The sequence below is a fragment of the Burkholderia paludis genome (assembly GCF_000732615.1).
Lineage (GTDB): Bacteria > Pseudomonadota > Gammaproteobacteria > Burkholderiales > Burkholderiaceae > Burkholderia > Burkholderia paludis.
This window is the reverse complement of the sequence record NZ_JPGL01000006.1, coordinates 1-16,574: the sequence shown is the minus strand read 5'-3', so window position 1 is coordinate 16,574 and position 16,574 is coordinate 1. Positions and strand designations below refer to the sequence as shown.

The following is a 16,574-nucleotide window of genomic DNA, read 5'->3' as shown; positions in this document are numbered from 1 at the left end:
GTCACCGTTCACGCCTCCTCACTCTTCCGTGGACCGTTAGAGAATGACTTTCCAGGCGCGTTCGCGCGGATGAGCCTCAACCGTGAACGGGCGGTAAGCGCCTCCAACGTGGCAACAACGATGCAGCGAGCTTGATCAAACATTGCGCCAGAAGCCCATGCCGACAAATATTCGCTATCACTTTCTGCGAGTCGAGGCTGGTTGCAGCTTTTACGCACGGGATGGCAGTCAATTATTCAAAGACAACTTATTGAGACTGCGGACATCTTTTCCGAGAGACAACACGCCCCGTCGAATCAACAGTAGTGACGCCCCCCATCGTACCGGCCACCATCCATCCAACTGTACCGGTACTGTACCGATCACTGTCGCTAAACTGACCTCCATCCCAGCCTAGAACCGAATGGAGAATCCGCGATGGAATTCCTCACCCTGAGTGCGCTGCCCGCCGGCATGCTGTTTGCCCTCGTCACGACGATCACGCCTGGCCCGAACAACACGATGCTGCTCGCGTCGGGCGTGAATTTCGGATTCCGACGTACGGTGCCGCACCTGTTCGGCATCAGCATCGGCGTCGCGATCCTGATGCTGTGCGTCGGCTTCGGTCTCGGCGAAGCGTTCAAGCGCGCGCCGCTGCTGTATACGATCCTCGAAGCCGCCAGCGTCGCGTACCTGCTGTACCTCGCCTGGCGCATCGGCACGTCCGGCGAAGTGAAGGCGCACGGCGCCAAGTCGCGGCCGATGACGTTCATCGAAGCCGCCGCGTTCCAGTGGGTCAATCCGAAGGCCTGGATGATGGTGCTGACCGCCGCGACGACGGTCCGCCTGTCCGCCGACTACGGGATGAACGCCGCGTGGATGGCCGTCGTGTTCATCCTGGTCGGCTTTCCGTGCATCAGCCTGTGGGCCGCGTTCGGCCTCGGCCTGCGGCGCTTCCTGTCGAATCCGCGCGCACTGCGCCTCTTCAACGTGACGATGGCCGTCCTGCTGGTCCTGTCCCTGTATCCGCTGGTCGCACACCTGCTGCAACAGTGAGTCAGCGCTCACCGCGCGCCCGTTGAGATTCGTGCGACGCAGGCGTACGCTTTCAGTCCGGGCGCGCGCGGCCGCTTCCGCGGTTGCGCCGCTGCTGTCGGAGAAAGCCGATGAAGCCACTGCTGAGGACGGGCGAACACATCGAGGGGATGCACTGGATCGCCGAGTATCACCCGCTCACGCACGACATCCGCGTGCTGCGCGAGAACATCGAAATCGGCACTTACTGCGCGCCGCCGACACTGTTCGGCGACGAGGAGGAGATGGGCGCCGCGAACCTCGCCGATCATCGCGGCCGGGAAGCCGCGCTGCGCGCGTATCTGCGCAATTTCGTCAAGGAACACGACGCCGAGGAGTAGCGGCGCGACGCCGCCGCATCGGCAGGCCGCACCAGCGGCCCGCCGCACATTCGCGCATCGGGCGGCTCAATGCCCGAGCGATTCGATCTTGCCGACCGGCTGCGCAACACCGTGCGGCCGCGCCGTCTGCTTGATCAGCAGTGCGACGCACGCGAGCACGCCCGCAACGGCGATCGTCGCGAACACGCCCGCGAACGAGAAGTGCCGGCGCGTCAGCTCGGCAACGAGAAACGACCCCGCGATCCCGCCGAAGCGGCCGACGCCGAGCATCCACGCCACCCCCGTGCCGCGCCCCTCGGTCGGATAGAACGCGGCGGCAAGCGCGGGCATCGACGATTGCGCGGTGTTCATCAGCACGCCGGCCACGAACACGATCAGCACGAGCAGCCCGACGTTGCCGGCCGCCTGCCCGATCGCATACACGCTGACGGCCGTCAGCGCGTAGCACACGGCGATCACGCGGTTCGCGTTGAAGCGATCCATCAGCACGCCGCACAGCACGGCGCCCACGCCGCCGAGCGGGAACAGGGCGGAGATCAGCGTCGCGCTCTTCGGCGTCAGGCCGGCATCCTTCAGCAGGATCGGCATCCAGTTGATCGATGCGTAGAAAATCACGAGGCCCATGAAGTACGCGAGCCACAGCATCACGGAGCCGACGATGTACGAGCGCGACAGCACGACGCCGAGGCCCTTGCTGCCGGTCTGCGGCGCGGCTTCGGTCATCGCGAACGAGCCGGCGTCGAGCGCATCGCGCGAGATGCGCGCGAGCGTCGCGCGGATCTTGTCGACGGACTGGCCGGTCGCAACCATGAAGCGCACCGATTCCGGCATCTTCAGCAGCAACAGCACGCCGAGCAGCAGCGGCGTCACGCCGCCGAGCACCAGCACGCTGCGCCAGCCGAAATGCGGAATCATCCACGCGGCCAGGAAGCCGCCAAACGCCGCGCCGAGCGGAAAGCCGCAGAACATCAGGTTGATCACGGTCGCGCGGCGCTTGTCCGGGCAGAATTCGCCCATCATCGTGACCGCGTTCGGCATCGCCGCGCCCAGCCCGACCCCGGTGACGAAACGCAGGATCGTCAGATGCCCGATGGTCGTCGAGAACGCGGAACAGAGGCACGCGACGCCGAACAGGAACACCGAGCCCAGCAGCAGCACGCGGCGCCCGAGCCGGTCGGACAACGGGCCCGACACGAGCGCGCCGCACGCAAGGCCGAACAGCGCGGCGCTCAGCACGGGCGCGAGATCGGGCTTGGTCAGGTTCCACTCGCCGAGCAGCGACGGCGCGATGAAGCCGATCGCGGCCGTATCGAAGCCGTCGAGCAGCACGATCACGAAACACATGAGGAACACGAGCCATTGAAAGCCGCCGAACGGCTGCTCGTTGATGAAGGTCTGGACGTCGACCACGGGTGCGCGATTCATCGCGAGTCTCCTGTCTGTATTGATTCGAAACGCGGCCCCCGGGGCCGCGCCTTTCCGCTGTTCACGCGCCGATACTCTGCCGGCGCGTTCTGTCATCGTCGGCGGCCCGCCTGCGTCGGCGGGGCCGCCCGGCCGGGTCGCCTCAGGCGCCCGGCCTGCCGCGCCTAGGCGGCGTCATCCTGTTCCTTGAAGATCCTGTCCGCGAGATGGAACGCGGAATTCGCGGCCGGCACGCCGCAATAGATCGCGGTCTGCAGCAGCACTTCCTTGATCTCGTCGCGCGTCACGCCGTTGTTGCGCGCGGCGCGCAGGTGCAGCGCAAGCTCCTCGCCGCGATTGAGCGCAACCATCATCGCGATGGTCAGCAGGCTGCGCGTATGGCGCGGCAGGCCGTCGCGCGTCCAGATCTCGCCCCATGCATAACGCGTGATCAGGTTCTGGAATTCGTCGGTCACCTCGGTGCGGTTCGCGATCGAACGGTCGACATGCGCATCGCCGAGCACCGCGCGACGCACCTGCATCCCGGCTTCGTAACGTTCTTGCTCATCCATCGCCATCGCCTCACGCGGTCAGGAAGTCGAGCAGCGCACGGTTGAAACCGTCGGTGCATTCGATGTTCGAGATGTGCGCGGCGTCGAATTCGACGTGCCGTGCGCCGGGAATCGCGGCGGCGAGCGCGCGGCCCTGGTCGGGCGGCGTCGACATGTCCTTCGCGCCGGTCACGACGAGCACCGGCAGCGCGATGCCCTTCACCTCCTCGCGCAGGTCGGCCGCGTTCAGCGCGTCGCAGTTCGCCGCGTAGCCGTCCTTGTCGGTATGCACGAACGTATCGCGGATCGCGTCGACGAGGCGCGGCTCGCGCTCGACGAACGCATCCGTGAACCAGCGCGGCAGCACGGCGTCGGCCAGCGCGGCCATCCCTTCGGCCCGCGCCTTCTGCGCACGCGGCGTCCACACTTCGGGCGTGCCGATCTTCGCGGCGGTGTTCGACAGCACCGCGCGCACGATGCGCGACGGGTGGCGTGCGGCGAGCGCCGCGCCCGTCAGGCCGCCCATCGAGATTCCGCAGAAATGCGCGCGTGCGATCCCGACGTGGTCGAGCAGGCCGATCACGTCGCCGGCGAGCTGCTCGATCGTGTACGAGCCGGCCGGCGCATCGGATTGGCCGTGGCCGCGCGTGTCGTAGCGCAGGATGTTGAAGTGCTGCGTGAGCGGGCGGATCTGCGGCGCCCACATCTGCAGGTCGGCGCCGAGCGAATTCGAGAAAACGAGCCACGGCGCGTCGTCGCGCGCGGCACGGTCGATCCGGTAGTGCAGTTTCACGCCGTTGACAGTGGCGAAGGGCATCAGTGTTCTCCTGGTGATTGCGCGCCCGCGTGCAGCGCGAGCACGGCGTCGACGCAGGCGTGCGCCTCGCCGACGTAATGAGCGGGATCGAGCAGCCGCGCGAGCGCGTCGCGCGACAGGTGGGCCGACACGGTCGCATCGGCGGCGAGCACGTCGAACAGCGTCGCACCCGTGCGCACCGCCTCCTTCGACGCGTGCTCGACGACGTGATGCGCATCGAGGCGGCCGATCTTGTCGCCGAGCGCGAGCATCACCGCTTCGCCGAGAATCAGCCCGCGCGTCAGGTCGAGGTTCGCGGCCAGGCGCTCCGTGTTGACGTCGAGGCCCGCGACGATCTGCGCGATCTGCGCGAGCGCGCCGCCCGTCAGGCGCGCGAGGTCGGGCAGCGCGTCCCATTCGGCCTGCCAGCCGCCGAGCGCGCGCTCGTGCTCCTGCACCATCCCCGCGAACACCGTCGCGACGAGGTTCGGGGCGCGCACCGCGGCGGTGAGCACCGCCGCGCAGCCGACCGGATTGCGCTTGTGCGGCATCGTCGACGAGCCGCCCTTGCCGGCGGCGGCCGGTTCGCCCAGCTCGCCGACTTCGGTCTGCATCTGCAGCGCCACGTCGCGCGCGATCTTGCCGAGCGTGCCCGTCAGCATGCCGAAGCAGGACGCGGCTTCCGCGATGCGGTCGCGCTGCGTATGCCACGGCACGGCCGGCGCCGCGAGCCGCAGGTCGAGGGCCAGCGCGGCCGTCACGCCGCTCGCGTGCTCGCGCAGGCTGGCCAGCGTACCCGCCGCGCCGCCGAACTGCAGCACCAGCGCGCGCGTGCGCAACTCGGCGAAGCGCGCGCGATGGCGCAGCAGCGCGTCGAGCCATTGCGCGAATTTCAGGCCGAGCGTGATCGGCAGCGCCTGCTGCAGCCACGTGCGGCCGATCATCGGCGTCGCGCGATGCGTGCGCGCGAGCGCCGCGAGCGACGCACAGGTCGCGTCGAGCATCGGCTCGAGCACGTCGAGCGTATCGCGCAACTGCAGCACGGTGGCGGTATCGATGATGTCCTGGCTCGTCGCGCCCCAGTGCACGAACTTCGCGGCCTCGGGGTCGTCGGCCTTCACCTGCGCGGTGAGCTGCCTGACGAGCGGAATCGCGAGATTGCCGCCGAGGGCCGCATCGCGCGCGAGCGCGTCGGCGTCCAGCCGGCCGGCGTCGCACGCGCGCTCGATCGGCGCCACCGCGGCAGCGGGAATCACCTGCTGCGCGGCGAGCGCGCGCGCGAGCGCGGCCTCGACGTCGAGCATCCGCTGGATCGTCGCGCGAGGCGACCAGATCCGGTTGAGCGGCTCGGTGCCGCAAATGAGGGAGGTCAGGCGGGCGCTGTCTTCAAGCATGGCATCGGATGGGGGAAACGGCGTGCGCCTATTGTCCACCCGGGCGCGCCGGCGTGCGCACGAGCCGGCACGCCCGCGGTTCAGGCGGCGGCCTTTTGCGTCGCGTCGATCAGCGGCACGCCAGTCAGCTTCTGCAGCTCGTCGAACGACAGGTCGGTGAAGATCTCGCTCACGGCCAGCCCTTGGGCCGTCACGTCGAGCACCGCGAGATCCGTGTAGATGCGGCTCACGCACTGCACGCCGGTGACCGGATACGAGCACTGCGCGACGATCTTGCTCTCGCCCTGCTTGGTCAGGTGCTCCATCATCACGAACACCTGCTTCGCGCCGATCGCGAGATCCATCGCGCCGCCGACGGCCGGAATCGCGTCGGGCGCGCCGGTATGCCAGTTCGCGAGATCGCCGGTCGCCGACACCTGGAACGCGCCGAGCACGCAGTAGTCGAGGTGGCCGCCGCGCATCATCGCGAACGAATCCGCATGATGGAAATACGCGCCGCCGGTCAGCAGCGTCACGTGCTGCTTGCCGGCGTTGATCAGTTCGTCGTCTTCCTCGCCGGGCGCGGGCGCAGGGCCCATGCCGAGCAGCCCGTTCTCGCTGTGCAGGAAGATTTCCTTGCTCGGGTCGAGATGGTTCGCCACCAGCGTCGGCACGCCGATGCCGAGGTTCACGTATGCGCCTTCGGGGATGTCCTGCGCTACGCGCTTGGCCATTTCGTCGCGGGTCAGTCGTTTCATGTCGGTATCCTCGGTCAGGCGGCTTGCGGTGCGGCGTGTTCGGCGGCCAGCTCGGCCGAGTGTGCGGGCTGGGGCACCTCGACGACGCGCTGCACGAAAATGCCCGGCGTCACGATGTGCTCGGGATTCAGCCCGCCGAGCGGCACGACTTCCGACACCTGCACGATCGCGACCTTCGCGGCGCTGGCCATGATCGGCCCGAAGTTGCGGGCCGTCTTGCGATATACGAGATTGCCCCAGCGATCGCCCTTGTACGCCTTCACGAGCGCGAAATCGGCGTGGATCGGCGTCTCGAACACGTACGGCTTGCCGTCGATCACGCGCGTTTCCTTACCTTCCGCGAGCCGGGTGCCATAGCCCGTCGGCGTGAAGAAGCCGCCGATGCCGGCGCCCGCCGCGCGGATGCGCTCCGCGAGATTGCCCTGCGGCACCAGCTCCAGCTCGATCTCGCCCGCGCGGTACAGCCCGTCGAACACCTGCGAATCGCTCTGGCGCGGGAACGAGCAGATGATCTTGCGCACCTGCTTCGCCTTGAGCAGCGCCGCGAGGCCCGTCTCGCCGTTGCCCGCGTTGTTGTTGACGATCGTCAGGTCGCGCGCGCCCTGCGCGATCAGCGCGTCGATCAGCTCCGACGGCATGCCGGCCGTGCCGAAGCCGCCGATCATGATGGTCGCGCCATCGTGGATGTCGGCCACCGCCGACTGAAGCGATTCGAAAATCTTGTTGACCATGTCTCTTCCTGATACGAACCCGCGGCACGATGCGCGGCCTGTCGAGGGGACACGCGCGTGCCGCGTGCCGCGCCGGGGCCGATATCGACTCCGGTATTTGTTCGCTATTCGAACCCAGATTCGATTAGCGAACGATGGCCGATCATAGGGTCGTGCACAGCGCGTTGTCAAGGCGGGTTGCCTCGGAGGCCGCGGCGTCGTCGAACGGCAGCCCGACGTAGTTTTCGGCGAGCGACTGCGCGGCGGCCCGCGAGCGCGTCACGTACTTCAGCTCGGCAACCTTCAGGCGATTGACGAATGGCGAATCCTCCGGGGACGCATGCAGCATGTTCGTCATGAAGTACGAGAAGTGCTCGGCGCGCCACACGCGTTCGAGGCAGGTCGCCGAATACGTGTCGAGCGGCGTCGCGTCGCCGTTGCGGTAGCGTGCGCCGAGCGCGCGGGACAGCGCGCGGACGTCGGCCACCGCGAGGTTCATCCCCTTCGCGCCGGTCGGCGGCACGATGTGCGCGGCGTCGCCGGCAAGGAACAGGCGGCCGTGCTGCATCGTCTCGGATACGAAGCTGCGCATCGGCGTCACGCTTTTCTGCGTGATCCGGCCCTCGGCCGGCGTCCAGCCCGTGTCGTTCGAAAAACGCGTGTGCAGTTCGTCCCAGATCCGCGCGTCGGACCATTCGGCGAGATCCTCGTCGGGCTTGCACTGCAGGTACAGGCGCGTGACCGTCGGCGAGCGCATCGAGAACAGCGCGAAACCGTTGTCGTGATGCGCGTAAACGAGTTCGTCGAGCGACGGCGCCGCATCGGCGAGGATGCCGAGCCAGGCGAACGGGTAGACGCGCTCGAACGTGTTCAGCTTGTCGGCCGGGATCGTCTGGCGGGCGATGCCGTGGAAGCCGTCGCAGCCGGCGATGTAGTCGCAGTCGATGCGGTCGGCGCGGCCGTCGGCATGCGTGAACGTAACGAACGGGTGCTCGCCCTCGACGTCGTGCAGCGCAACGTCGCCGACTTCGAAATGCATCGGATGGCCATGCTCGACGCCGGCCGCGATCAGGTCGCGCACGACCTCGTGCTGGCTGTAGACGGTAATTGCGCGCCCGCCGGTGAGCGCGGACAGGTCGATGCGGTGGCGCCGGCCGTCGAACAGCAGCTCGATGCCGTGATGCTCGAGCCCCTCGCGGCGCATCCGGTCGCCGAGGCCGGCTTCGTTCAGCGTGTCGACCGTCCCCTGCTCCAGCACGCCGGCGCGGATGCGGTTCTCGCAGTACTCGCGCGAACGCGCTTCGACGAGGATGGAATCGATGCCCTGCAGGCGCAGCAGATGGGACAGCAGAAGGCCGGACGGACCGGCGCCGATGATCGCGACTTGGGTGCGCATTGTTCGTCTCCTGAACATTGGTTCGAATAATGGAACACATTTGAGCGCTTTCCCGACTATGCGGCAACGCGATTCAGGAGATATGTTGTATACGTTTTGAAGATACTGGCCCGGCGATGGATACGCTCGATCTGAACCTGATTCCCTATCTCGTCGCGCTCGACGACACGCGCAACGTGAGCCGCGCCGGCGACCTGCTCGGCGTGAGCCAGCCGCGCGTGAGCACGGCGCTCGGCCGCCTGCGCGACTACTTCGGCGATCCGCTGTTCGTGCGCACGTCGCGCGGGATGGAGCCGACGCCGCGCGCGCTCGCGCTGCTGCCGGCCGCACGCGACGCGCTCGCGCAGATCGAGCGCGGCCTCGTCGCGCCGCACGACTTCGACCCGGCCGCGAGCACGCATACGTTCTCGATCGCGCTGTCGGACGTCGGCGAGATCGTGTTCCTGCCGAAGCTGCTGCAGGCGTTCGCGACGCGCGCGCCGCACGCGAACCTGCGTTCGGTCTCGCTGGCGCACGACGAAGTCGGGCGCGGCCTCGAAGCCGGGTCGATCGATCTCGCGGTCGGCTACTTCCCCGATCTCGACGGCAACAACTTCTTCCAGCAGCGTCTGTTCACGCACCGGTTCGTCTGCCTGATGCGGCGCGGCCATCCGCTCGAGCGGACGCCGCCGTTCACGGTCGGGCAGTTCCTCGCGTGCGGGCATGCGGTGGTGCGCGCCGAAGGCCGCAGCCAGGAGGTGCTCGAGAAATATCTCGCGAAGCAGCGCATGCAGCGCCGCGCGGTGCTCGAGACGCCGCACTTCATGAGCCTGCCGTTCATCCTGAGCCGCACCGACCTGATCGCGACGGTGCCGCATGCGATCGGCTATGCGTATGCGGCCGAGCACGCGTTCATCGTGCCCGTCGAGCCGCCGCTCGCGTTGCCGCGCTTCGACCTGAAGCAGCACTGGCATCGCAAGTACCACAACGATCCGCGCACCGCGTGGCTGCGCGGGGTCGTCGCGTCGCTGTTCAACGACGAACAGGACGAATGGCCGAAGTGAGCGCCGGGCCCCACACACGCGCCCCGAAAGCATGAAACAATGCCCGGATCACGCGCCGCCCCGGCGGCCGCATTCAACGGAGCAGATAGATGGGTAAAAAGAAGTCCGCACGGCCTGAACCGGCCGCCACCCGGCCGAGCCGCGAAGAAGCCGAAGACGCGGTCCGCGTGCTGTTGCGCTGGGCCGGCGATGATCCCGCGCGCGAAGGCCTGATCGACACGCCCGCACGCGTCGTGCGCGCGTACGAGCAGTTCTTCGCCGGCTATGCGCTGGAGCCGCGCGACATCCTCGCGCGCACGTTCAGCGAAGTCGACGGCTACGACGAAATGATCGTGCTGAAGGACATCCGCTTCGAGAGCTACTGCGAGCACCACATGGTGCCGATCATCGGCCGCGCGCACGTCGCGTATCTGCCGAACCATCGCGTGGTCGGCATCTCGAAGCTCGCGCGCCTCGTCGACGCGTTCGCGAAGCGCCTGCAGATCCAGGAAAAGATGACCGTGCAGATCGCCGACACGCTGTTCGACGTGCTGCAGCCGAAGGGCGTGGGCGTGATCCTCGAGGCCGCGCACCAGTGCATCTCGACGCGCGGCGTGCACAAGCCGGGCGTCGAGATGGTCACGTCGCGCATGCTGGGTACGTTCCGTACCGATCCGTCGACGCGGCGCGAATTCCTGTCGATCGTCGCCAACCCGTCCTCAGTCAACCTGACGAACACGTAATGGAGCCGACGAAGCAAGCGGCGCCCGCGCCCGTCGTGCTCGTGACCGGCGCCGCGCGCCGGGCCGGGCGCGCGTTCGCCGAGTATTTCGCCGCGCACGGCTATCGCACCGCGGTGCATTACGACCGTTCGGCCGATGCCGCGCAGGCCACGGCCCGCGCGATCGCCGAACGCGGGCAGGATTCGGCGGCGCTGCAGGCCGACCTGTCGGACGCCGAGCAGATCACCGCGCTGATCGACCAGGTCTATGCGCGCTTCGGGCGCCTCGACGTGCTCGTCAACAACGCGTCGGTGTTCTGGCAGGACCACTTCCCGCGCTTCGACCTCGCGGCATTCGACCAGGCGTGGGCCGTGAACTGCCGCGCGCCGATCCTGCTCACCCGCGCGTTCTACGAACGGGCCCGCGCGGCCGGCGCGCAAGGGGTGGTCGTGAACGTGGTCGACCAGAAGATCAAGGAAAACTTTCACCGCGACCATTTCAGCTACACGGTCGCGAAGGCCGCGCTCGGCAACCTCACGCAGATGCTCGCGCTGTCGTCCGCCCCCGTGCTGCGGGTGAACGCGGTGTTCCCGGGGCTGATGCTGCCGAGCGACGACCAGACGCAGGCCGATTTCGAGCACGCGAGCCGCGCGTCGACGCCGCTCGCGCGCATCGCCGGCCCCGACGACGTCGCGAGCGCGATCCTGCTGCTCACGGGCAACGCCTACAACGGCGTGGATTTCGTCGTCGACGCGGGGCAGAACCTGATCCGCGTCGACCAGGACGTGCTGTACAAGCACCGCTCGCCCGCCGGCAAGCACTGACCGCACGCGGGGCGGCGGCCCTCGGCCGCACGCCGCGCGCCGCGTTACGGCTTCTCGGCGCTCCCGCCTTCGCGCACCTTGCCCTGCGCGACGCTCGTGCCGGGCGGCACGCTGTGCGTGAGCCACACGTTGCCGCCGATCACCGAGCCGCGCCCGATCGTCACGCGGCCGAGGATCGTCGCGCCCGCATAGATCACCACGTCGTCCTCGACGATCGGATGCCGGGCGTTGCCCTTGACCAGCGCGCCCTCGCCGTCGGCCGGGAAGCTCTTCGCGCCGAGCGTGACGGCCTGGTACACGCGCACGCGCTCGCCGATGATCGCCGTCTCGCCGATCACGACGCCCGTGCCGTGGTCGATGAAGAAGCTCGGGCCGATCCGTGCGCCCGGGTGGATGTCGATGCCGGTGGCCGAGTGCGCGATTTCGTTGATGAACCGCGCGAGCAGCGGCACGCCGAGCCGGTGCAGCGCGTGCGCGAGCCGGTGGTGCATCATCGCCAGCACGCCGGGATAGCACAGCAGGATCTCGGTGACGTGCTGCGCGGCCGGATCGCCCGCATACGCGGCCTGGATGTCGCTGACAAGCAGCGCGCGAATCTCCGGCAACTGCCGGCCGAATTCGCGCGCGATCTCGAACGCGCGTTCGTCCAGCTCGGCGAACGGCGTATCCGCGTGTTCGGGCAGGAACGGCAACGCGCGGCGGATCTGCTCGGACAGAATGCGCAACGTGCTTTCGAGCGTGTGGCCGACGTAGAAATCGACGCTTTCGTCGGTCAGGTCCGGCGCGCCGTAGTGCGTCGGAAACATCGACGCGCGCAGGCCGGTCACAATCTTGCAGATCGCATCGCGCGACGGCAGTTCGCGGATGCCGCGCGGATGACGCGTGCGGTGGAGTTCCTCGCGCGACTCGCGCAAGCCGGCGACGATGGCTTCAAGGCCCCATTGACGGGCGGGTGATGTCGACATATGTCAATGCAGGCGGCTGCGCTCGGTCGCACGGCCGCTAATAAAGTGACGGGTTCCGCAAGATTACCGCGTTTTTCGTGCGGAAGCGGCGCACCGGGGATCGGCCGAACGGCCGAGGGCGCCGGATCGCGGCGGCGTCATATCGAGATGGTGCTCGCGTCGATCCATCGCACGGCCCAGTCGCGCGCGTGCGCGATCGCGGCGTCTTCGTCGTTGAACTGGAGTTCGATCGGGAAGAAACGGTTCGCGACGAGTTCCCCGTCGCTCGATCGGGAGATCACGACGTAGGGCTTGAACGAACCGTCACTGGCGCGCGCGGGCGCGCAGTTCAACAGATAACCGCGGTGCGTGAAGGCAGTAGTCGCTTGCATGAATCCGCCACCTCTAGTCCCTTGCCTTGTTGTTCACTACCCGTCTTGAGGGTGCTGCGGCGCCCCCGGCGCGGGCAGAGGCGGCACGACCGAATCCCTGTCGCCGCGTCGCAGGAAAAGAATCATACTCTGTAGAAAATGGGTCTTCTAGCTGAAATAAATCACGACAAATCAGTGCGCGTCACGCGACCGCGGCGATCGCCCGCGCGCCCTTTCCCGTCATGCCCGGAACGGGATTTGCTTCGATCCGGAGTGCTTCGCCGCGAGGAGAGCCGCGATGGAATCATCCGGTCAAACCGGTCGTTCGCAACCGCGCAGCATCGAGCTCGACAACGACGACACGCACGACAGCACGGTCGACACCGACGGCAAGAACCGCGAGGCGTCGCGCCTCGCCGGCGGCGGGCCGATCTCGCCCGACCAGATCACGCGCAGCAACGCGTCGCTCGTCAATGCGATGCCGGAAGCCGGTGACGGCTTCGCCGGCTTCGACAGCCGCCCGGGCGGCAATCATCCGGCGTTCGCGCTGCGGGCCGGCTACATGGTGATCGAGAAAGGCTTCGACACGCCGCCGCCCGCCGGCGACGCGCCGTTCGGCCCCGTCCACCGGATGTACGGCAGCGCCTACTGGCCCGGCCACCAGCCGCGGCCGGAACGCGTCTTCGAACTGACGGTCGTGCCGAGGTAGCCGGCGCGGCGTTTGAATCGGTCGTTCGTTTGCATGCCGGCACGGGTCGCTGCCCGATGGCCGCGGATCGGTGCGCCCGCACCGCGCGCCGGCGCACGCACGCCGTCCAGGCGAACGATTCCGCGCGGCGGCATCGGCGGTTTCATGCGGGCGCGGATCGCGTGGATGCACCTGCATTGATCGAAGTCATGGCGAGACGGCGCGGCTGCGATTGAATGGCGGCTGGCGATGCGTGCGATGCGCGTGACGCGTGCGATACATGCAAGACATGCGATGCGTGCGTCCGTGACGATCGCGCCATGGCGATGCGATCGGCGTGCGGCGCGATCGGCGTGCCCGCCTACCCGCGCGATGCGCGCCTTCGATGGCCGCGCATGCGTTCTCGCAGGCGACGCGCGCAACGACCGTGCTCGAATCGTGCGGCGCGTGCAGTTCAGCGCCGCGCGGCGCCTCGCTGCAAAGTCCCCGCCGTTGGTTTACTCTGCCTCGCAGCATTGCCCGACCCGATCGGCCATCCGGCCGGCTTCGTTTCAACCCGCCACTCGGAGACACTATGTACAAGCGTATTCTGGTTGCCGTCGACGGCAGCGACACGTCCCGCCATGCGTTCGATGCCGCACTGGCGCTCGCGAAAGCGCACGGCGCCGAGCTGCAGCCGTTCTACGTCGTCGAGAACGCCGCGATCTACTACAACGTGCCCGGCTACGATCCGTCCGTGCTGCGCGATCAGCTCGTCGCGCAAGGCAACGAACTCGCGAAGGAATTCACGAAACAGATGCAGGCCGCGGGCGTGCAGGGCGAAACGCGGCTGAACGAGGCGACGTCGCTCAACGACGTGTCGTCGCTGATCCTCGAAGGCGCGAAGGCGTTCGGCGCCGATCTGCTCGTGCTCGGCACGCACGGCCGCCGCGGCTTCCGCCGCCTCGTGCTCGGCAGCATCGCGGAACAATGCGTGCGGCATGCGACGCTGCCCGTGCTGCTGATTCCGGCGGCCGCCAACGACCACGCACCGGCCGCCTGAGCGGTGTGCGGCATGCGCGGCCCGTCGCGACGTTTTGTCACCCGACAGCGGCAACTTGCGGTGGGACAATGATTCAGTCGATTCAACGCCGGAGTAAACGATCATGCTGACGCCCGTCGCTACACGTCCCGCCGCCTCGCCTCACGCCGGCAGCTGGGCTCCTCGCCAGGCCGCGCACTGCTCGACATGCGCAATGCGGCACCTGTGCATGCCGCAGGGCCTGGCGCCCGAAGCGCTCAGTCGCCTCGAGTCGGTCATCTGCGCGGCGCGCCCCGTGAAGCGCGGCGAAGCGCTGTTCCGCGAAGGCGACGCATTCGACAACCTGTACGCGGTGCGCTCGGGTTCGCTGAAAACCGTCGCCACGCGCCATGACGGCCGCGAGCAGGTCACCGGGCTGCATCTCGCGGGCGAGGCGCTCGGCCTCGACGGCATCTGCGACGACACGCATCCGCGCACCGCGGTCGCGCTGGAAGACAGCTCCGTCTGCGTGATTCCGTACAGCGCGCTGAAGGCGTTGTGCTCGGAAGCCGGTTCGATGCAGTTGCGCATGCACAAGCTGATGAGCGAACAGATCGTGCGCGAAACGTCGCAAACGATGCTGCTCGGTTCGCTGAATGCCGAAGAGCGGGTCGCCGCCTTCCTGCTCGACGTATCGTCGCGCTACCTGAAGCGCGGTTACTCGCCGTCGGAATTCAACCTGCGGATGACGCGCGAAGACATCGGCAGCTACCTCGGCATGACGCTCGAAACGGTCAGCCGCACGCTGTCCAAATTCCAGAAGCGCGGCCTGATCGGCATGCAGGGCCGCCACGTGCAGATCATCGATTTCGACGGCCTGCAGCACGTCTGACGCCGCCCGGCGCGCGCCTCTCGCGCGCCGCCCCCGTCGCGCCGCCGATCAATCGAGAAACAGCGCGGCGCGCGCCTTCAGCGCCGCGCTGAAATCGTCGAGCCAGCCGATCGACAGGCGCCAGCTCTGCCAGTACAGGTCGATGTCGACGGTGCGCCCGCGCGACATGTCGACCAGTTCGCCCGCGTCCAGCTGGCGATCGACCATCCGGTCCGGACACATTCCCCATCCCAGCCCCGTTTCGCACGCGCGCAGGTAGCCCGCGACGTGCGGGATCCAGTGCTGCGGCGGATCGAGATCCGCGCGCGTCACGCGCCGGATGAAACGCGCCTGCAGCCCGTCCTTCGGATTGAACATCACGCACGGCGCGCGGCGCAGCGCATCGCGCGTGATGCCCGCGCCGAAGTAGCGTTCGTAAAACGCCGGCGAGCACACCGCGCGATAGCGGATGCGCCCGAGCCGCTCCGAACGGCACCCCTGGATCGGCTCGGCCTGCGCGGTCACGGCGCCCTGCACGCTTCCGTCGCGAATGCGCGAGGCCGTGTAGTCCTGGTCGTCGATCACGAGGTCGAGCAACGTCTCGCGCTCCGTGCAGAACGGCCCGACCGCGTCGATGAACCACGTCGCGACGCTGTCGTCGTTGACGGCCACGCGCAGCGTCGGCCACGCGCTCGCGATCTGGCCCGGCAGTGCCGGCATCCGGCCGCCCAGCTCGGCCTCCAGCAATTGCACGCGCTCGGTGTGCCGACACAGCAGCGCGCCCGAGGTCGTCGCGACGCACGGCTGCCCGCGCCTGACGAGCACGCTGCCGACCCGCTCCTCCAGCAGTTTCACGCGCTGCGACACGGCCGACGGCGTGACGTTCAGCTCCTTGGCCGCACGCTCGAACGAGCCGTGGCGGATGACGGCCGCGAGGGCATCGAGCAACGCGTAGTCGAGCATTAGATTTCCTTAATCTGCATTAGGTGATTTAGCTTCTCTTATTCTCATGCCGACCGCAGACTAGCGCTACCCGATTCACCCGTCTACTGCTGCTACCGCTTCCCCACCATGAACTGGCTCGCTTTTTCCCACGGCCTCGCGCTGTGTGCATCGCTCATCGTCACCATCGGCGCGCAGAACGCGTTCGTGCTCCGGCAAGGCATCATGCGCTCGCACGTCGGCAAGATCGTCCTGCTGTGCGCGCTGTCCGACATGATCCTGATCGGCGCGGGCGTCGGCGGCGCTTCGGTGCTCGTCGAACGCTATCCGACCTTCGTCCATGCGGTGCTGTACGTCGGCCTCGCGTATCTCGCGTGGTTCGGCATCAACGCGCTGCGCCGCGCGTTCAAGCCGGGCCACGCCACGCTCGACGTGCGCGGCGACGCGGTCGCGCCGCCGCCGCAAAGCGCGATGGCGGTCGTGCTGATGACGCTCGCGTTCACGTGGCTCAACCCGCACGTGTACCTCGACACGTTCCTGCTGATCGGCACGGCCGGCGCACGCGAACCGGAAGGAGCGCGGTTCGCGTTCGCGATCGGCGCGATGACCGTCAGCGTCGTGTGGTTCCTCGGGCTCGGCTATGGTGCGCGACTGCTCGCGCCGTGGTTCCGCAAGGCGCTTGCGTGGCGCGTGCTGGACGGCGCGATCGGCAGCATGGTGCTGTTTCTCGCGGCCGTGCAGTTGCGCTGACCGGCTCGCCGTTGCACGGGCGGCCGCGGGCCGCCCGCCCCCGGCGCCCCGGCAGGTC

19 protein-coding genes are annotated in these 16,574 nt (G+C 68.0%); 9 read left to right on the top strand and 10 right to left on the bottom strand.

Features of this window, described 5'->3' with window-relative positions; genetic code table 11:
- The first annotated feature begins 417 nt into the window (after positions 1-417).
- Both GQ56_RS0102775 and GQ56_RS0102770 read left to right on the top strand, forming a co-directional pair.
- Entirely contained in the window at positions 418-1,035 is a 618-nt protein-coding gene (locus tag GQ56_RS0102775) for a LysE family translocator (protein ID WP_031397188.1), read from the top strand.
- A gap of 110 nt (positions 1,036-1,145) precedes the next feature.
- Positions 1,146-1,394: a hypothetical protein gene (locus GQ56_RS0102770; protein ID WP_031397187.1), complete on the top strand. Its 249-nt coding sequence runs from the start codon at positions 1,146-1,148 to the stop codon at positions 1,392-1,394.
- A 66-nt stretch (positions 1,395-1,460) separates the two neighbouring features.
- On the opposite strand, the gene GQ56_RS0102765 is transcribed toward GQ56_RS0102770, so the two are convergent.
- The 7 genes from GQ56_RS0102765 to pobA all read right to left on the bottom strand — a co-directional run bounded on the left by GQ56_RS0102765 (position 1,461) and on the right by pobA (position 8,382).
- The gene (locus tag GQ56_RS0102765; protein WP_031397186.1) at positions 1,461-2,819 is read right to left on the bottom strand and encodes an MFS transporter; all 1,359 of its coding nucleotides are present in this window, start codon (positions 2,817-2,819) and stop codon (positions 1,461-1,463) included.
- A gap of 164 nt (positions 2,820-2,983) precedes the next feature.
- The gene (gene pcaC, locus GQ56_RS0102760) at positions 2,984-3,370 is read right to left on the bottom strand and encodes a 4-carboxymuconolactone decarboxylase (protein ID WP_031397185.1); all 387 of its coding nucleotides are present in this window, start codon (positions 3,368-3,370) and stop codon (positions 2,984-2,986) included.
- Between the two features lie 10 nt (positions 3,371-3,380).
- Positions 3,381-4,166, bottom strand: a complete 786-nt coding sequence (gene pcaD / locus GQ56_RS0102755) for a 3-oxoadipate enol-lactonase (RefSeq protein WP_031397184.1) — start codon at positions 4,164-4,166, stop codon at positions 3,381-3,383.
- Positions 4,166-5,539 carry a 3-carboxy-cis,cis-muconate cycloisomerase gene (locus tag GQ56_RS0102750; protein WP_031397183.1) on the bottom strand — a complete coding sequence of 458 codons (1,374 nt, stop codon included), beginning with the start codon at positions 5,537-5,539 and terminating at the stop codon, positions 4,166-4,168. The genes pcaD and GQ56_RS0102750 overlap by 1 nt, the downstream gene beginning before the upstream one ends.
- Before the next feature lie 80 nt (positions 5,540-5,619).
- Positions 5,620-6,276, bottom strand: a complete 657-nt coding sequence (locus GQ56_RS0102745) for a CoA transferase subunit B (RefSeq protein ID WP_031397182.1) — start codon at positions 6,274-6,276, stop codon at positions 5,620-5,622.
- Positions 6,277-6,290: 14 nt separating this feature from the next.
- Positions 6,291-7,007 carry a 3-oxoacid CoA-transferase subunit A gene (locus tag GQ56_RS0102740; protein WP_031397181.1) on the bottom strand — a complete coding sequence of 239 codons (717 nt, stop codon included), beginning with the start codon at positions 7,005-7,007 and terminating at the stop codon, positions 6,291-6,293.
- A gap of 142 nt (positions 7,008-7,149) precedes the next feature.
- On the bottom strand, positions 7,150-8,382 hold the full coding sequence (gene pobA, locus GQ56_RS0102735; protein ID WP_031397180.1) for a 4-hydroxybenzoate 3-monooxygenase: 1,233 nt from the start codon (positions 8,380-8,382) through the stop codon (positions 7,150-7,152).
- Between the two features lie 116 nt (positions 8,383-8,498).
- Between pobA and GQ56_RS0102730 the strand changes: the two genes are divergently transcribed.
- The 3 genes from GQ56_RS0102730 (at position 8,499) to GQ56_RS0102720 (ending at position 10,950) form a co-directional block, all read left to right on the top strand.
- Positions 8,499-9,425: a LysR family transcriptional regulator gene (locus GQ56_RS0102730; protein ID WP_031397179.1), complete on the top strand. Its 927-nt coding sequence runs from the start codon at positions 8,499-8,501 to the stop codon at positions 9,423-9,425.
- A gap of 89 nt (positions 9,426-9,514) precedes the next feature.
- On the top strand, positions 9,515-10,147 hold the full coding sequence (gene folE, locus GQ56_RS0102725; protein ID WP_031397178.1) for a GTP cyclohydrolase I FolE: 633 nt from the start codon (positions 9,515-9,517) through the stop codon (positions 10,145-10,147).
- Positions 10,147-10,950, top strand: coding sequence for an SDR family oxidoreductase (locus tag GQ56_RS0102720; protein ID WP_031397177.1), 804 nt, complete (start codon positions 10,147-10,149; stop codon positions 10,948-10,950). Before folE ends, GQ56_RS0102720 begins: the two co-directional genes overlap by 1 nt.
- Before the next feature lie 44 nt (positions 10,951-10,994).
- Here the strand turns inward: GQ56_RS0102720 and epsC are convergent, their stop codons facing one another.
- Both epsC and GQ56_RS0102710 read right to left on the bottom strand, forming a co-directional pair.
- On the bottom strand, positions 10,995-11,915 hold the full coding sequence (gene epsC / locus GQ56_RS0102715; protein ID WP_031397176.1) for a serine O-acetyltransferase EpsC: 921 nt from the start codon (positions 11,913-11,915) through the stop codon (positions 10,995-10,997).
- A 137-nt stretch (positions 11,916-12,052) separates the two neighbouring features.
- On the bottom strand, positions 12,053-12,286 hold the full coding sequence (locus GQ56_RS0102710) for a hypothetical protein (protein ID WP_031397175.1): 234 nt from the start codon (positions 12,284-12,286) through the stop codon (positions 12,053-12,055).
- Positions 12,287-12,563: 277 nt separating this feature from the next.
- Here GQ56_RS0102710 and GQ56_RS0102705 point away from each other — a divergent pair, with 277 nt between their 5' ends.
- From GQ56_RS0102705 to fnr, 3 genes are all read left to right on the top strand, one after another.
- Positions 12,564-12,974, top strand: a complete 411-nt coding sequence (locus GQ56_RS0102705; protein WP_031397174.1) for a DUF3005 domain-containing protein — start codon at positions 12,564-12,566, stop codon at positions 12,972-12,974.
- A gap of 553 nt (positions 12,975-13,527) precedes the next feature.
- Positions 13,528-13,995 (top strand): universal stress protein, encoded by a 468-nt coding sequence (locus GQ56_RS0102695; RefSeq protein WP_031397172.1) that lies wholly within the window; start codon positions 13,528-13,530, stop codon positions 13,993-13,995.
- Positions 13,996-14,098: 103 nt separating this feature from the next.
- The gene (gene fnr, locus GQ56_RS0102690) at positions 14,099-14,845 is read left to right on the top strand and encodes a fumarate/nitrate reduction transcriptional regulator Fnr (protein WP_031397171.1); all 747 of its coding nucleotides are present in this window, start codon (positions 14,099-14,101) and stop codon (positions 14,843-14,845) included.
- Between the two features lie 48 nt (positions 14,846-14,893).
- Here the strand turns inward: fnr and GQ56_RS0102685 are convergent, their stop codons facing one another.
- Entirely contained in the window at positions 14,894-15,787 is an 894-nt protein-coding gene (locus GQ56_RS0102685) for a LysR family transcriptional regulator ArgP (RefSeq protein ID WP_031397170.1), read from the bottom strand.
- A 108-nt stretch (positions 15,788-15,895) separates the two neighbouring features.
- Between GQ56_RS0102685 and GQ56_RS0102680 the strand changes: the two genes are divergently transcribed.
- Entirely contained in the window at positions 15,896-16,516 is a 621-nt protein-coding gene (locus GQ56_RS0102680) for a LysE/ArgO family amino acid transporter (RefSeq protein ID WP_031397169.1), read from the top strand.
- Positions 16,517-16,574: the final 58 nt, after the last annotated feature.